Source organism: Anabaena sp. WFMT, from assembly GCF_051781005.1.
GTDB lineage: Bacteria > Cyanobacteriota > Cyanobacteriia > Cyanobacteriales > Nostocaceae > Anabaena.
The window spans coordinates 112,373-128,920 of the sequence record NZ_JBPWOA010000022.1; the positions used below are offsets into that span (position 1 = coordinate 112,373).

General features: G+C 39.8%; 13 protein-coding genes. 11 read left to right on the top strand and 2 right to left on the bottom strand.

The genetic code is table 11. From position 1 onward, the window contains the following. Positions 1 to 3 precede the first annotated feature (3 nt). From ACSQ6I_RS14400 to ptsP, 11 genes are all read left to right on the top strand, one after another. Entirely contained in the window at positions 4 to 1,215 is a 1,212-nt protein-coding gene (locus ACSQ6I_RS14400) for a glutathione S-transferase family protein (protein ID WP_438891002.1), read from the top strand. 27 nt (positions 1,216 to 1,242) lie between these two features. Continuing rightward, entirely contained in the window at positions 1,243 to 1,683 is a 441-nt protein-coding gene (locus ACSQ6I_RS14405) for a beta-lactamase hydrolase domain-containing protein (protein ID WP_438891003.1), read from the top strand. A 60-nt stretch (positions 1,684 to 1,743) separates the two neighbouring features. Continuing rightward, entirely contained in the window at positions 1,744 to 2,544 is an 801-nt protein-coding gene (locus tag ACSQ6I_RS14410; RefSeq protein ID WP_438891004.1) for an SDR family oxidoreductase, read from the top strand. 73 nt (positions 2,545 to 2,617) lie between these two features. Further along, a complete protein-coding gene (locus tag ACSQ6I_RS14415) occupies positions 2,618 to 4,252 on the top strand; it encodes an FAD-dependent oxidoreductase (protein ID WP_438891005.1) in 1,635 nt (544 codons plus the stop codon). Positions 4,253 to 4,406: 154 nt separating this feature from the next. After that, complete coding sequence (locus ACSQ6I_RS14420; protein WP_438891006.1) at positions 4,407 to 4,730, top strand: 4Fe-4S binding protein; 324 nt, start codon at positions 4,407 to 4,409, stop codon at positions 4,728 to 4,730. Between the two features lie 41 nt (positions 4,731 to 4,771). Next, on the top strand, positions 4,772 to 5,791 hold the full coding sequence (locus tag ACSQ6I_RS14425; protein WP_438891007.1) for an ABC transporter substrate-binding protein: 1,020 nt from the start codon (positions 4,772 to 4,774) through the stop codon (positions 5,789 to 5,791). A 617-nt stretch (positions 5,792 to 6,408) separates the two neighbouring features. After that, the gene (locus ACSQ6I_RS14430; protein WP_438891008.1) at positions 6,409 to 7,839 is read left to right on the top strand and encodes a carotenoid oxygenase family protein; all 1,431 of its coding nucleotides are present in this window, start codon (positions 6,409 to 6,411) and stop codon (positions 7,837 to 7,839) included. A 39-nt stretch (positions 7,840 to 7,878) separates the two neighbouring features. Further along, the gene (locus tag ACSQ6I_RS14435) at positions 7,879 to 8,718 is read left to right on the top strand and encodes a lysophospholipid acyltransferase family protein (protein ID WP_438891009.1); all 840 of its coding nucleotides are present in this window, start codon (positions 7,879 to 7,881) and stop codon (positions 8,716 to 8,718) included. A gap of 27 nt (positions 8,719 to 8,745) precedes the next feature. Next, positions 8,746 to 9,954, top strand: a complete 1,209-nt coding sequence (locus ACSQ6I_RS14440) for a DNA cytosine methyltransferase (protein WP_438891010.1) — start codon at positions 8,746 to 8,748, stop codon at positions 9,952 to 9,954. Between the two features lie 12 nt (positions 9,955 to 9,966). Further along, entirely contained in the window at positions 9,967 to 10,605 is a 639-nt protein-coding gene (locus ACSQ6I_RS14445) for an Eco29kI family restriction endonuclease (RefSeq protein WP_438891011.1), read from the top strand. A 169-nt stretch (positions 10,606 to 10,774) separates the two neighbouring features. Next, positions 10,775 to 13,273, top strand: coding sequence for a phosphoenolpyruvate--protein phosphotransferase (gene ptsP, locus ACSQ6I_RS14450; RefSeq protein ID WP_438891012.1), 2,499 nt, complete (start codon positions 10,775 to 10,777; stop codon positions 13,271 to 13,273). A gap of 48 nt (positions 13,274 to 13,321) precedes the next feature. Here the strand turns inward: ptsP and ACSQ6I_RS14455 are convergent, their stop codons facing one another. Continuing rightward, complete coding sequence (locus ACSQ6I_RS14455; RefSeq protein ID WP_438891013.1) at positions 13,322 to 13,954, bottom strand: CatB-related O-acetyltransferase; 633 nt, start codon at positions 13,952 to 13,954, stop codon at positions 13,322 to 13,324. A gap of 15 nt (positions 13,955 to 13,969) precedes the next feature. Continuing rightward, positions 13,970 to 16,294: a WD40 repeat domain-containing protein gene (locus ACSQ6I_RS14460; RefSeq protein ID WP_438891014.1), complete on the bottom strand. Its 2,325-nt coding sequence runs from the start codon at positions 16,292 to 16,294 to the stop codon at positions 13,970 to 13,972. Positions 16,295 to 16,548: the final 254 nt, after the last annotated feature.

Below are 16,548 nucleotides of genomic sequence, written 5' to 3' on the forward strand. Positions count from 1 at the left end.
GAAATGTCTATTGCAAGCACTACCATATCTAGTTGGGATCAATTATTAGAAAAAGCTCGACAAAATACCCCCGCCCGTCGAGTCAAAAGACCAGGACAAGCACCTTATACTGCTCCTATTCCTAGTAGTTTACATAAACTTCCCCCTGAGAGAAAACCGCCAGTATTGTTATATAGAGATAGTAACTCTTGGTGTCCTTTTTGTGAAAGAGTTTGGTTTGCGTTAGAAGAAAAACAAATTCCCTTTGAAACAGAATTTATTAATCTGAGTAATAAACCGAAATGGTACACAGATTTAGTCCCAACAACCCTTGTCCCCGCCGCCAAAATTGAGGGTAAGTTAGTTTATGAATCTAAAGACATTCTTTTAGAATTGGAAGAACACTTTGGCGAAACGTTGTTACCAGAAAATCTAGAAGAAAATGCTGTTGCTAGAAAATGGGTTGATGATGCTGAAACTAATAATTTTAGGAATATTGCTTACCAATTTCTCAGAGAATCCCCTGAAGATGCGAATGATTTAGTAAATTTACAGGCAGAATTTGAAGCTAAGTTAGATGAAATTGAGCAAGCATTAAGTAGATATCCTGGTTCTTTCTTTTTGTCAACATTTAGCCTAGTAGACATTATGTATAGCCCCCATTTAGACAGATTGGCGGCTAATTTACCAGTATATCGAGGCTATGACATCAAAGGAAATCCTCGTTTTCCTCTAATAAATGCCTGGTTTGCAGCCCTTAATCAACGTTCTGCTTACCAAAGAGTTAAGTCAGATAATATTACCAACAATTTACTTTTACGGCGCAGATTTGGCTTACAAGCTATAGGTAATCCCTTACCTTTAGATTTAGCAGAAAGTGAGTTTATTGAATATCGGGCTGAAGCTGCGGAAAGATTAAGTGATAATCGAGAAGTTGCTATTAGCGATATTCTGAAAAATTCTGGAGTTCAATCTTTAGGTGATAGCTCAATAATCAAAGAAGCTGTTGATTTTCATTTACGATTATTAGCTGATTATCTCATTAATGGTAATGGTCAACTATTACCGGGAGGAAGAACTGGAGGTAAGGAAAGTATCGATCCTATTATCGCGGCTACAGGAGCTATTACACTGGCTTATGTGCGGAATAGGATTTGTGCGCCACGAGATATGAGTGCTGGTGCTGCAACTGCATTTCGAGCCGCAGCAGATAAAGTTTTGGCATCTATTTATTAATTTTGTCTCACACCAAGAGGAATAAAAATGAGTGACGTAAAAAAAGTTAATGATGACCTAAGTATCGCTGGACAAATTTCTGCTGAGAAATTGCAAGAATTAGCAACAGTTGGTTTTAAATCAGTTTTGAATTTGCGTTCTCCAGATGAAACTGGTTTTTTCCATAATGAACAGCAACAGGCAGAAGCAGTGGGGCTAGAATATGCAAATATTCCTTTAAATCCTAAAGAACCAAATCAACAGCTAACAGCAGAGGCAATTATAGAAATTGATCATTTACCTAAGCCAATTTTAATTCACTGCGCTGGTGGTGCAAGAGCCGGGGGAATAGCCTTAATTGCTGATGCCATAGAAGCAGGTTTAACTTATGAGCAAATTGTTCATAAAGCCACCGAACTTGATATTAATTTAGAGCAGCCACATTTGAAGCAATTCTTGTTAGAAAAGTTTGCTGCCAGGCAAAGTTAATTTTTCACATCTATTTTGTCACTTTTTCCCATAGTCAAACCTATTTGGGTGCAATTTGTTATGAGCTTAGAACTAAATCTATTGAGTAAAACTGCTATTGTTACAGGTGGTAGTTCCGGAATCGGGTTAGCTACAGCTAAAGCTTTATACAGTGAAGGTGTGAATGTAGTTATTGCTGCTCGCAATCAAGAAAGATTAGAACAAGCAGTAATTGATATCCAATCTTTACCCACAACTGGAACTAAAGTTATTGGCATTAGTGCCGACTTAACCAAAGCAGAAGATGTTGAAAAAGTTGTCTCTACAACAATTGCAAAATTCGGCAAAATTGATATCTTAATTAATAATGCTGGTTCAGCCCGTGCTGGGTCATTTTTAGAATTGAGTGATGAAGCATTTTTAGATGCTTGGAATTTAAAACTGTTAGGTTACATTCGATTAGTTAGAGTCGTTGTCCCCTATTTGAAAAATCAGGGAGATGGACGCATTGTTAATATTATCGGTGGTGCTGGACGTACACCCCGCCCCAACTTCCTACCAGGAGGAACGACAAATGCTGCATTGCTCAACTTTACACGGGGCATTTCTAAAGAATTAGCCCAAAATAATATTCGGATTAATGCTATCTCTCCGGGGTTAACAGACACAGAAAGAGCTAAAACTTTAGCAGAACAAAATGCTCAAAGCTTGGGTATTAGTGTGGAGGAATATAAAGCGCAAGCAGTCAAAGCAATTCCTCTAGGAAAAATCGTCAAGCCTGAAGAAATTGCCGCTTTAGCATTATTTTTAGTTTCTGATTTAGCCTCTTCTATTACTGGTGCAGAAATTCAAGTTGATGGTGGAAGCACACCTGGAGTATAAGCTACGGGGATTTTCTGTATCCCAAAAGTTACGTTTTTCAAGCCAATACTAATCTTAATAAAGAGGAATTTCGATGAGTCAGAAACAATTATTTTCAGAAGATTCATCTACTACTGATTTTGACCAAACCTTACTGGCTGATGTGCTGGTAATTGGTGGTGGACCGGCTGGTACTTGGTCAGCGTGGAGTGCTGCTAATGCTGGTGCAAAAGTCATTTTAGTAGATAAAGGCTATTGTGGTACAAGTGGCTGTGCTGCCGCTTCGGGTAACGGTGTGTGGTATGTCCCACCAGACCCCGATAGTAGAGAAGCAGCAATGGCTTCTAGGGAAGCTTTGGGCGGATTTTTGTCCAGCCGGGATTGGATGCAACGGGTGCTAGATCAGACTTATGCGAATGTTAACCAATTAGCTGATTGGGGTTATCCTTTTCCTGTAGATGAGGAAGGTAGACCCTATCGGCGCAGTCTGCAAGGTCCAGAATATATGCGGTTGATGCGATCGCAAGTAAAACGGGCAGGGGTGAAAATTTTAGACCACAGTCCGGCTTTACAGTTATTGGTAGATGCAGAAGGGGCTATAGCTGGGGCGACAGGGATTAATCGTCAGACTGGTAAAAAGTGGATTGTGCGATCGCATTCAGTGATCATTGCTACCGGAGGCTGTGCTTTCTTGAGTAAAGCCTTGGGTTGCAATGTGCTAACAGGGGATGGATACCTGATGGCAGCAGAAGCGGGTGCAGAAATGTCGGGAATGGAATTTTCCAACGCCTATGGTATCGCACCTGCTTTTTCTTCTGTGACTAAAACCTTATTCTATAATTGGGCAACTTTTACCTACGAAGATGGGACACCTATCCCTGGTGCTGGTTCACAAAAAGGACGTTCTGTGATTGCTGAAACTTTGCTAACTCAGCCTGTTTACGCAATTATAGATAAAGCATCAGAAGAAATGCGGGTAACAATGCGGTTATCTCAACCCAATTTCTTCCTACCTTTTGATCGTGCAGGTATTGATCCCTTTACTCAACGTTTCCCTGTGACTCTGCGTTTAGAAGGAACTGTACGTGGTACAGGTGGCATTAGAATTACTGATTATACTTGTACAACTTCTGTACACGGACTTTATGCCGCTGGTGATGCCGCAACAAGAGAATTAATTTGTGGTGGCTTTACCGGTGGTGGTAGTCATAATGCAGCTTGGGCGCTATCTTCAGGCTACTGGGCGGGACAATCTGCGGCTACATACTCCCGTGATTTAGATGTACAAGCCAACCAAAGACCAGTTCAAGCTGTAGGTGGAGCAGGATTTATATCTGGTAGTCAGCGCCAAACTGACAGTGAAGAAATAATTAAAGCTACTCAAGCGGAAGTGTTCCCTTATGATCGCAATTATTTCCGTAATCAACAAGGTTTGACCGAATCATTGCAAAGATTACATTTCCTTTGGCATAAAATTCGCAACAGCGAGGTTGCAGATGATAGCAATATTGTTCGCACCAGGGAAGCAGCCGCAATGGTAGCAACAGCCAGATGGATGTACGGCAGCGCCTTGGAACGGAAAGAAACACGAGGTATGCACAAACATTTAGATTATCCACAACAGGATGCTAACCAACAACATCATTTAATTAGTGGTGGTTTGGATCAAGTGTGGGTGAAAGCTGCGTCTATAGAGGATACAAAAACAAAAGAACTCGTAACTGTGTAAATCGTAGGTTGGGGAGCCATCACCTTGGACGGGTTTCCCGGCTTGTGGCGAATGGCGTTTGACGCAAGGAAACCCAACATTATCAAAACTTTTGTTGGGTTGCGCTATTGCTTAATCCAACCTACATTCATATTAATTTTTTTTGGTTATTAAGATGATTGAATTAGTTAGTAAATCGCGGTGCATTGAATGTAATATCTGCGTCAAAGTTTGCCCGACAAATGTTTTTGACAAAGTACCAAATGCACCTCCAATAATTGCCAGACAAAGCGATTGTCAAACTTGTTTTATGTGTGAATTATATTGTCCGGTAGATGCATTATATGTTGCACCAGAAGTAGACACATTATCAGAGATAAACGAACAATCATTACAAGAAGCCGAACTTTTAGGAAGCTATCGAAAAAATATCGGTTGGGGAAAATCTTCAACAAATACAGCCAAACAAGATTTAACATATCAATTGTTGAAAAAATGAAATAGAACATTCTCTTTCCCCTCTTCGCTGGTTTGTTTATTATGACTAATTTTCGTCTCCATAAACTATCTTTACTGGCTGTATCTTGCCTTTTAATTCTTAGCACTGCTTGTAGTTTTACTCAAAACTTCTCCCAATCAGTTGCAAATAATCCAACAGAAGCTAAACCCACTACTTCCACCTTACGTCTAGGTTTTATCAGCACTTCTAAAACTAAAGTTCCCACAGGACCGACAGGTTGGGCAATGCAGCAAGGTAAACTAATACCTGAATTGCAAAAAGTAGGAATTACAGAAGTAAAAACAATTTCATTTCCCAATGGACCGAACTTAAACGAAGCTTTAGTTGCAGGACAAATAGATATCGGTATTTATGGCGATACACCTGCGTTAATTGCCAAAGCAAATGGTACTCCCACACGCTTAATTAGTCAAGAACAAGTAGGAATGAATGCTTGGTTATTAGCAAAGAAAAATGGAACAAGTTCCGTAACAGATTTAAAGGGAAAAAAGGTAGCAACAGCAAAAGGTTCTTATATGCACCGCTACTTAATTGGGCTGTTACAAAAATATGGCATTGAGCAGCAAGTTACTGTTGTTCATCTACTTACTAATGAAGCCCAATCAGCATTAGAAAGAGGTGATGTAGCAGCTATAGCCGCTGCAACTGGTACTGGATCACTGTTAAAATTAAAAGGCTATCCAGTTGTTGATGAAGCAATCAAACATCCTGATTTACCAGGAACAAGTGTAACTGTTATTACAGAAGATTTTCTTGCTAAACATCCCAATTTACCACAAACATGGAATCAGATTAAACAAGCCTCGGTAAAAGATATCAAAACCAACTCAGAAGCCTATTATAAATTTCATGCCGATGTTTCTGGATATCCTCTTGATGTTGTTAAAGATTCCTTTCCTTTAACACAGTTTCCAGAAGAAGCACTTCCCACAAATGGAGTGCAATTATTGGAAGGAACAAAACAGTTTTTAGTTTCTCAGAAATTAGCAAAGTCAGATTTCCAGTTAAATGATTGGATTTTGTCAACACCACAAAAATAATCGACTAATTCATCAGTTATGAAACTCATTTTACCGTCAGAAATTATTACCGAACTTAAACCCGGATTTCTCACAAGAAGAAAAAATCATTGATGAAAAGCTACACCAAGTGAAATTTATTTGATACATGAAGTGCGGGGACGAGAAAAATAAATATTACTGTATAAATTCGATAAAAGTTGTAATAAATCCTATGCAATCCAGTAAGTATATACGGTGATAAATATAGGAATCCGGTTTGATTATTGAAAATATACGTAGGGTGTGTAAAGCCCTTGCGGGCATGGCTACACTTAGAGCGACAGCGTAACGCACCAAACCCTTGAGAATGGTGCGTTACGGATTTCATCCTAACGCACCCTACAATACTTAATCCTGTTCAAAAATCAAATAGTAATCCTATATTTTGTAGAGATGACTATATTTGTCTATAAATTGGGCGAAGTTTTACAATACACTCAGGAAAATTTCCATATCCCATCACTATCTCTAGCCTACAGCCACAAGTTACTCAACATTGCCAAAATCTGTGTGCGCGGTTGGAATGTCCGTGTTTAGATGAAGGAAGATAGAAACTTGCTGTTGAAGAATTTCTAGAAAATATCTAATTTATAACTATGCAAACAATTGATAGAAAGTCAACTAAAAAAGCATGGGCAGGGGCAATATCTCAACCTGCAACTGAATTTCCTCTTACTCAACTACCTGTTATCGCGGGTAAAATCCCTGATGGTTTACGAGGGACACTTTACCGCAACGGTGCAGCGCGACTAGAAAGGGGTGGTTTGTCAGTAGGACATTGGTTTGATGGAGATGGGGCTATTTTGGCTGTTCATTTTACTGATGCTGGTGCGACTGGGGTTTATCGCTATGTGCAGACTGGTGGTTATCAAGAAGAAACTGCTGCGGGTAAATTTCTGTATGGTAATTATGGCATGACTGCACCGGGGGCTATTTTGAATCAATGGCGAAAACCAGTTAAGCACGCTGCAAATACTTCTGTTTTGGCGTTACCTGATAAACTGCTGGCATTGTGGGAAGGGGATAATCCTTATGCGTTAGATTTGCAGACTTTAGAAACCCAAGGATTAGATAATTTAGATGGTTTGGAGAAGAAACAACCTTATTCTGCACATCCTAAAGTTGATTATGCAACGGGGGAAATTTTTAATTTTGGTATGAGTCCTGGGCCTAATGCCATACTGCATATTTACAAAAGTGACTTAACTGGAAAGATTCTCAAAAAGGCAAAATTTACCTTAGAAGGTTTTCCCGTCATACATGATTTTGTGTTAGCAGGACAATATTTAGTATTTTTTGCTTCGGCGGTGCGGTTAAATATTTGGCCTGTTCTTTTTGGAACTAGTAGCTATAGTGATTCTTTAAGCTGGCAACCGGAAAAGGGAAATCAGATTGTAGTTATTGATAGAGAAACTTTATCTGTGGTGAGTCGGGGAGAAACAGAACCTTGGTTTCAATGGCATTTTGGTAATGGCTATGTTGATGAGAGCGGTACAGTAATTGTAGATTTTGCTAAGTATGCAGATTTTCAGACTAACGAGTTTTTGCGGGAAGTAGCGACTGGGAAAACTCAAACAGTTGCTAAAACTACGTTGACGCGGGTACAACTTAATCCCCAAACTGGCAAAGTGAGGGGAATTGAAACTCTCTTGGATAGAAATTGTGAATTTCCTTCTGTTCCTGCTAAAAATGTCAGTAAATTTTCTCCCTGTAGCTATATGTCTATTTTTCGGGAAGGAACAGAAGAAGGAGAAATCTTAAATAATATTGCTCGTTTCGACTATCAAACCGCAACTCTCACAGAAGCAGATTTAGGTGAAAATCGTTATCCTTCTGAACCTATTCACGTTCAAGATCCTCAAAACTCTGAGCAAGGTTGGATTTTAACAGTGGTTTATGATGGTAATACTGATCATAGTGAAGTTTGGGTATTTGAGAGCCAAGGCTTAAATGATGAACCAGTTTGCAAACTAGGGTTACCTAGTGTGATTCCCCACAGTTTCCAAGTACCGTGGAAACCTGGTTAAAATAATTAATAATTCGTAATAATTTGATAAAATGCTTCGATGTTAAAACTAAAACACCCCCAGAACACAAAATTAGGGTGGTCTTTGGACGAGCGAGATCCAAAGTTCATCGAAAATCTCATGCCTATATTAGGCGTTTTATATAACTACTATTTTCGAGTTCAAACCAGTGGTTGGGAAAATGTCCCAGAGGGAAAAGTCCTTGTTGTTGGTTCTCACAATGGAGGACTGGCTTCCCCTGATACATCCATGATGTTGTATGACTGGGTGCGTCGGTTTGGGGCAGAAAAACCACTTTACGGTTTAATGCATCCCAAAGTCTGGGAAGTTGTTCCCCCGATTGCAGAAATGGCCATGAAAGCTGGAGCTATTATGGCTCACCCCAAAATGGCTTATGCGGCTTTGCATTCTGGAGCTAGTGTGTTGGTTTATCCCGGTGGTCCAGAAGATGTATTTCGACCTCATCAAATGCGGGACAAAATTTATTTTGCTGAACGTCGGGGATTTATCAAACTGGCTTTGCGTGAAAATGTGCCAATTGTACCTGCTATTTCCTGGGGTTCTCATGACACTCTGATTGTGTTGGCTGATGTGTATGAAGTTATGCAGCAATTGCACAAATGGGGGATGCCTTGGCTGTTTGGGGTTGATCCTTTGGTTTTTCCCGTTTATCTGGGATTACCTTGGGGTTTAGCGATTGGTCCGCTGCCAAATATACCTATGCCAGTGCCTATGTACACAAGAATTTGTCCACCAATTGTATTTGAACGCTATGGTAGGGAAGCCGCGAGCGATCGCTCTTATGTTAACGAATGCTATGAGTTAGTGAAAAGTCAAATGCAACAAGAATTAGATGATTTAATCAAGTTAGCTAAGTAAGTTGGCAAGAAAATTGATAACTAGTCTGTGTCTAAATTCAAATCACTAGAGTTATTTACAGGTGCTGGAGGTTTGGCGATGGGGTGCGATCGCGCGGGCTTCCAGCATCAAGCACTTGTGGAACGGGATAAACATAGTTGCAACACCATCCGCGAAAATCAACGTCGAGGGATGCGACTTGTGAGTGACTGGTATCTCCATCAAATGGACGTGGCTGATTTTGACTACTCTGATGTGAGAGGAGAAATAGACCTTTTAGCAGGTGGTCCACCGTGTCAGCCTTTTTCTATTGGAGGAAATCATCATGGTTATTTAGATAAACGGGATATGTTTCCCGAATTTTTCCGGGCTGTGCGGGAATTAAATCCCCAAGCTTTTTTAATTGAAAATGTCCGTGGTTTAGTGCGACGTAATTTCATCAATTATTTTCAGTATATTCTTTTACAGTTAAATTATCCTGAAGTGCAACCCAAGGCTGATGAATCTTGGGCTGATCATTTAGTGAGACTTGAGCAATATCAGCACAGTCATACCAATGATGAACTTGGTTATCGGGTGACGTGGCAGCTGTTAAATGCAGCTGATTATGGAGTACCACAAAAACGGGAGCGAGTTTTTATTGTTGGTTTGCGCTCAGATTTACAAGCTAAATGGTCTTTTCCTGAACCAACCCATACAGAAGAGGCGCTGATTTGGCATAAATGGATAACAGGTGAATACTGGGAACGTCACGGTATTGCTAAATTATACCGCCCAGAAATGCCCACAAAAATACGCGATCGCTACCAACGGAAGGGAGCAAGTTTAATTGGTAGCATAACTTCCCCTTGGCTGACTGTGCGGGATGCAATAGCCGACTTACCACCACCTGAAAATAGTATTTTGGCAGCAGAAATTCCTAATCATATCTACATTCCAGGTGCTAGAAGTTATCCAGGCCACACGGGTAGCCCTTGGGATGAACCAGCTAAAACCCTCAAAGCGGGTGTCCATGGTGTCCCTGGAGGTGAAAATATGCTTGCTTTCCCCGATGGACAAGTCCGCTATTTTACGGTACGTGAGGCAGCAAGATTACAGACTTTCCCTGATGATTACTATTTTCCCAGCACTTGGGGTGAGTCAATGCGTCAAATTGGTAATGCTGTACCTGTTAACCTGGCTTATATTATCGCTACTAGCATCCGCACCCATTTACAAGAAGTTCAATCTTCGCTCAAAATTGAGACTGCTGTCTAGTTAAAATTGCTCATGCCATTAGAAGTTTTTCAAGCACCGCCTACACTACGCAATAAGTTAATTGAGTTTCAAGCTAGACAGCATTGTTATCCTCTTTCTGAACTGGAAGAACTCAAAGAAGAGTTAGCTGGGTATGTTGGTGTCTATGTACTTTATTACAGGGGAGAATTTCCGCTCTACTCAGCCATAACTTACGCCAATCAAAATTCTTGTTGTCTGCCAATTTACATTGGTAAAGCGGAAAATCCAGGGAAGCGGACTGGAAAGGGAACTATTACGGGCGGTTTGATTGGTCGTTTAAGAGAACATAGAAATTCTATTCGCCAAGCTAACAATCTCAATGTTGCAGATTTTCACTTTACGGTAGTAGCAATGGCTGTAGATTTAGTAGCTTGGGGTGAGTCTGTTCTGATTAGGCATTTTCGGCCTGTTTGGTGCAGTATCATTTCTGGTTTTGGCATTCATGCACCCGGTAAAGGACGGGGTTTACAAATGCGATCACTATGGGATGAAATACACTCAGGAAGATCCTTTGCAACACTATTACCTGCTAATCCCATCACTATATCTAGTCTACAACCACAGGTAAATCAACATTGCCAAAATCTGTGTGTGCATTTAGGATGTCCATGTTTAGGTGAAGGAAGATAGAAAATTGCGATAGCGTTCACGAAGTGTTCCGAAGGAAAGCGCTCCGTAGGAATCGCCTACAACCGAGGAAGCAAATAAAAATTGTCAAAACCTAAATCAACCTAAATAAATGTCGTCATTGGTATATTGTCAAGGAATAATAGAATGGGTAACTGGCTAAGGTATTGCAGTGCTGGGAATAGTTATTGTTTCTCACAGTAAACAATTAGCTTTGGGAGTGCGGGAACTAGCCGCACAGATGGTTCAAGGACAAGTTCCTCTTGCTGTCGCAGCAGGTGTTGATGATCCTGCAAATCCACTGGGTACAGATGTAATGCAGGTTTATGAAGCGATCGCTTCTGTATTCTCTGATGACGGTGTTCTAGTTCTGATGGATTTGGGTAGTGCTTTAATGAGTGCAGAAATGGCTCTGGAGTTTCTACCCCCAGAACAACAAGAAAAAGTATATCTTTGTGCTGCACCCTTAGTAGAAGGGGCTATTGCTGCTACTGTTGCTGCTGCTGCGGGTATGAATATCCAACAAGTCATGGCAGAAGCAAACGGGGCATTAGTAGCCAAAGCCACACAGTTGGGTTTAGATGCTCATCCCTTACCAGTGGTAAGTAGTCAACCCATCACTAACACCGAAGTTGCCACCAGAGAAATACGCTTAAAAGTCAGTAACCGCCTAGGTTTACACGCTCGTCCTTCTGCCCAATTTGTCGCTACTGCATCCCGCTTTCAATCACAAATCCAGGTACAAAATTTAACCAGAAATTCAGAGGCTGTCCGGGGTGACAGTATTAATCAAGTTGCCACCTTGGGGGTACGTCAAGGGCATGAATTGCGGATTACTGCTACTGGTGTTGATGCCCAGGAAGCCCTGCAAGCGTTACAAGCATTAATTATCAACAACTTTGGCGAAGATGATAGCATTGCTGAATTAACAGCACCTCCCCAGGAATTTGTTGCCCCTACTCAGGGTGAACTAGCGGGAATTGCGGCTTCTCCAGGAGTTGCGATCGCACCATTATTTCATTATCAATCTGCCTCAGTTGCAATAACCGAATATCATATAGAAAATGTAGAAATAGAGTGGCAAAGATTACAATCTGCTATACAAATAGCAAAACAGGAAATTCAAACTTTACTCTCCCACACATCTATTCAAATTGGTGATGCAGAAGCGGCAATTTTTGATGCTCACCTGCTATTTTTAACAGATCCCGTCTTGCTCGATGCCGCACGTCATCATATAGTAGAACAACATCTGAATGCAGAATTTGCTTGGCAAGCCGTAGTTGATGAAGTGACGAATTCCTACCGCAGACTTGAGGATGCTTACTTAAAAGAACGAGTTGATGATGTGGTTGATGTGGGCAGCAGGGTATTAAGAATCTTACTGGGTAATGCTCCTACTGACTTACAACTGACAGAACCATCAATTATAGTAGCAACAGATTTAAGCCCCTCAGATACGGCCAAGCTTGACCCCAGCAAGGTGATGGGTATTTGCATGACCTCTGGGAGTGCGACTTCTCACAGTGCCATTATTGCCCGGACATTGGGGATTCCTGCGGTTATGGGTGTAGATGCTCAGGTGTTAAACCTGGAAAATGGGACTTTGATAGCATTAGATGGCGAAACCGGTAAAGCTTGGGTAGCACCAGATGTAGAGACATTAAATATACTAGAATCCAAGCGTCAGATATGGCAGAAAACCCAAGCCGAAGCCCGAAAGCTGGCACACAAACCAGCAATTACCCGTGATGGTCAGCACATTAAAGTCTTTGCTAATATTGGTAGTATTGCGGATGCCCAAGCGGCGATAAATCATGGTGCTGAGGGTGTGGGATTACTTCGCACCGAGTTTTTGTATCTAGAAAGGAAAAATGCACCAGGTGAAGAGGAACAATTAGAAGTTTATCAAGCCATAGTCAAGGTTTTAGGAAATAAACCGTTAATTATTCGCACTTTGGATATAGGTGGAGATAAACACCTTCCTTATCTAAGTTCGGGGGTGACAGAAGCTAACCCGTTTTTAGGTGTGCGGGGAATTCGTTTTTGTTTAGAAAATCCCCAGTTATTGAAAACTCAGTTACGGGCAATTTTACGCGCTAGTGTGGGGAATAATATCAAAATCATGTGGCCGATGATTGCCACTTTAACAGAATTACGGGCAGCTAGGGCAATTTTGGTGGAGGTACAGAGGGAACTGCGACAAGCGGGGATCAGTTTTGATGAAACAATGAAAGTGGGAATGATGATAGAAACACCCGCAGCAGTAGCTATAGCTGATCAGTTAGCCAAGGAAGTTGACTTTTTTAGTATTGGGACAAATGATTTAAGCCAGTATGTCATGGCAGGCGATCGCACAAATCCTAGAGTAGCAACTTTAGCCGATGCCTTGCAACCTGCGGTATTACGCATGATTAAACAAACTGTCCAAGCTGCTCAAACTGCTAATATATGGGTAGGATTATGTGGAGAAGTCGCAGCAGAAACCATAGTTGCACCCATTTTATTAGGTTTAGGAGTAGATGAACTGAGTGTCAATCCCCAAGCCATAGCCCCACTCAAACAGGTAATCTCACACATGACTATAACAGAAGCTCAAGCGATCGCATCTGTAGCACTACAGCAAGACTCAGCAACCAGTGTTAGAGAACTAGTTTATCCCATCGGTTAAAATCAAATTCCCCCTGCGTTCTCTGTGTCTCTGTGGTTAGTTCAATCTTTAAACCAAATCCTTCAACTTCTGAATATCCCCATTCATAATCACATTAATATTGCGCGTAATTTTCTCGATGTCCCAATCCCACCACCGAACAGAAAGCAAAACTTCTACTTCCTCATCACTAAAACGTTGCTTAATAGGAACAGCAGGATTACCACCAGCGATAGTATAGGGGGGAATATCTTTCACAACTACGGAACGCGCTGCAATTATAGCACCATCACCTATTTTTACTCCGGGCATAATCAGGGAATCATAACCAATCCAAACATCATTACCAACGATGATGTCACCTTTATTGGGTAAATTCATCAAATTTGATATTCCTGATTCCCAACCATGACCAAAAATCGGAAATGGGTAAGTAGAAATTCCATCAATTTTGTGATTTGCACCATTCATGATGAATTTAACATGAGTTGCAATCGCGCAAAACTTACCAATAATTAAAGAATCACTACCATAGTTGTAAAGGACATTGTTTTCAAACTCCTCCGGGTTCACTGGATCATCATAATAAGTGTAATCACCAACAATGATATTTGGTGATTTGACACAACTTTTAATAAAGCAAACCCGACGATGTTCTGCTATTGGAAAGGGATAGAGAGGATTCGGTCCATATTGTCCCATGAAATTTAAACACTCCTACTTGATCACCTCCCACATTTTAACGGTTTTATCAGCACTACCACTAGCTAGAAACCTACCATCTGCACTTAACGAAATCGAATTCACCACCCCAGAATGTCCCGTCAGAGTTTGCAAAACTTCACCTGTAGAAATACGCCACATCTTGATATTATGATCCGCACCACCACTAAATATAAATTCCCCATTTGGACTAACAGCAATAGATTTTACCTTATCTGTATGTCCAGTTAAAGTATTTAGCAATTTACCTGTACTCAAATGCCAAATTTTAATTGTTTTATCAGCACTACTGCTAAATAGAAATCTCCCATCTGCACTAATAACTATTGATGTCACCTCACCTAAATGACCAGCAATAGTGCGTAACGGATCACCTGTGTGGGGATTCCACAATCTAATTTTAGAATCAGAACTGCCACTAGCAAGAATTGTCCCATCTGCACTTATAGCAATAGCATCAACTGTTGATGAATGCCACAAAGTGCAAATTCTTTCTCCTTTTTGTAAACTCCAAATTTTGATTTTATGACTACCACTAGCAAGAATTGCACCATCTGGACTAATAGCCACTACATTAACAGGTTTTTGATGTCCTAAAAGAGTATGGATAAGTTTACCCGTTTTTAGATTCCATACCTTAACATTACTTTGTGGATGTTCAGAACTACCAACAGCAAGAAAATTGCCATCAGGACTCACAGATACAGAAGAAATAGCACCTGAATTACCTGTAAAAGTGCGAATTAACTTACCACTTTGCAGATTCCACATATTAATAGTTTTGTCTGCACAGCCACTAACTAAAAACTCGTTATCTGGACTTATTGCTACAGAAGTAACTTTACCATAATGTCCTGTAAGGGTATACTTAAGATTGACATTTTCTAAATTGCGTTTGACTTTAAGAATGGATATTTCTTCCAAAAGACTTTCCACGTAAACAAGATTTTCACCATCACAATTTTTGGTAAAATATTCTTTCAATTTGCTGATATAAGTTTCATCTTCCACTTTCAATGCTAATTGCATCGCTTTTAAAGGATGAATTACATCTTTTGTTGATACTTGCCGCATTTCTAACCAAGTATCAATAGAGTAATCAACTTGTTCTTGTGACCAATTAAAATTAGGAATATGAGATAAACTTTGAGCTAATTGCAAAACTAACTCTGGAACCCTAGAACGGCATTCATTTTTTAAAGCTTGGTAAACTTGTTTATAACTATTAGCAATTAGCTGTAATGATTGTAAATCTACCGCATCATTGAGTAAGCTTGGTAGCAATTCTGGTAACAAGGGATTGACATCATAATTAACCAAATGATAAGCATCTGTTACCCAAGCAGTAACTAAACAGTGACAAGTAATTAAAACCTGAAAAAGATGTTCCCAATCATGATAACTAATGTGATATTCTAAAGATAACTGACTAACATCAATTCCTTGAGATTGCCATTTTTCGACTTTTTCTAAAATTTCCAAATTTAGGTTTCTTTCTCCACCTAAATTGTTAATTACTTCTAAATCCTCTCCTAGCGCTAAAAGTTGATTTTTAACCTTTTTCCATTCCCAAGCCCGATTTTTAGCAGACTCTTGTAAAATTTGCCGATAGGGTAATCGAGAAATAGTTTTATAATAATAATTCTCTTGTCCTAATCCCCAATAAGCAATGCGGAAATTCAGATAATCTCCATCTTTTTCAGATTCTAAAATTAAAGTAGGTTGAGTTTTTAAACTACCAAACAAAGCCTTAATGCTAGATTCACTATGAAACCGCTTACTATCCCAAGCACCAGCTAAAAACTCAATTGGTCTTTCTGGGTTATGCAGAGAATAATTATTGTTGATAAATTCACGCAAACCCTCAGCTAATTTTAGTTCAATTTCTTCAGTAAGTTGGGAATTTTGAAAATCAAATTGATCAAACTGGATTTGTGGTGCGGCCAGAAAAACTTTGAGTGGGACACGTTGACAATTGGGAGAAGAATCTAAAAGTTGAGAAGGATACAATCGCAAAGGCCAGCTATCCAGAATTTTATGCACTTCTGGTAACTTAATAGCTGTTTCTCTCTCTTGATTAGCTATTTTTAATTGTGTTGCATGGTGATAGATAGCTAATTGCTGTTGCTGGGTAAATTCAGTTGCAGTAATATCTATGTGTGTAATGTTATCTACAGTTTTAATAAAATCTTGGATTGCTTTAGGAATTGGAGAAATATTGTTTTTTAAGTTACCTTCTGTTTGCTTTTGGATGATATTCACCATCACAGGTGCAAACTCTAATACCAGTTGAACTAGTAGATTTAAACCTGGTTGCATAATTAATTTCCTGTCAAATAAATTACATTAATAGCACAATAAAAAGTTAGGTAATATTCTTTACCAACCTCTATTATTAATAGATAAAATAAATAGACAATAGCTATACTACTATCTTAAGGCATAGTTTTTGTTTATAAAAAGAATAATAATAACAGGTAGGTAGAACGTAGAGAAACCCAACACACCCATAATAAAGAATGCGATAGATAGCTTGAGTAAAATATAGAAAAACCTAAAAAAATCCCTAAAAA

Excerpts from the sequence above, each read along its gene's own strand:
- ACSQ6I_RS14400 (WP_438891002.1), top strand. The coding sequence starts at position 4 with ATGTCTATTGCAAGCACTACCATATCTAGTTGGGATCAATTATTAGAA.
- ACSQ6I_RS14460 (WP_438891014.1), bottom strand. The coding sequence starts at position 16,294 with ATGCAACCAGGTTTAAATCTACTAGTTCAACTGGTATTAGAGTTTGCA.
- ACSQ6I_RS14405 (WP_438891003.1), top strand. The coding sequence starts at position 1,243 with ATGAGTGACGTAAAAAAAGTTAATGATGACCTAAGTATCGCTGGACAA.
- ACSQ6I_RS14420 (WP_438891006.1), top strand. The coding sequence starts at position 4,407 with ATGATTGAATTAGTTAGTAAATCGCGGTGCATTGAATGTAATATCTGC.
- ACSQ6I_RS14430 (WP_438891008.1), top strand. The coding sequence starts at position 6,409 with ATGCAAACAATTGATAGAAAGTCAACTAAAAAAGCATGGGCAGGGGCA.
- ACSQ6I_RS14425 (WP_438891007.1), top strand. The coding sequence starts at position 4,772 with ATGACTAATTTTCGTCTCCATAAACTATCTTTACTGGCTGTATCTTGC.
- ACSQ6I_RS14435 (WP_438891009.1), top strand. The coding sequence starts at position 7,879 with ATGTTAAAACTAAAACACCCCCAGAACACAAAATTAGGGTGGTCTTTG.
- ACSQ6I_RS14455 (WP_438891013.1), bottom strand. The coding sequence starts at position 13,954 with ATGGGACAATATGGACCGAATCCTCTCTATCCCTTTCCAATAGCAGAA.
- ACSQ6I_RS14410 (WP_438891004.1), top strand. The coding sequence starts at position 1,744 with ATGAGCTTAGAACTAAATCTATTGAGTAAAACTGCTATTGTTACAGGT.
- ACSQ6I_RS14415 (WP_438891005.1), top strand. The coding sequence starts at position 2,618 with ATGAGTCAGAAACAATTATTTTCAGAAGATTCATCTACTACTGATTTT.
- ACSQ6I_RS14445 (WP_438891011.1), top strand. The coding sequence starts at position 9,967 with ATGCCATTAGAAGTTTTTCAAGCACCGCCTACACTACGCAATAAGTTA.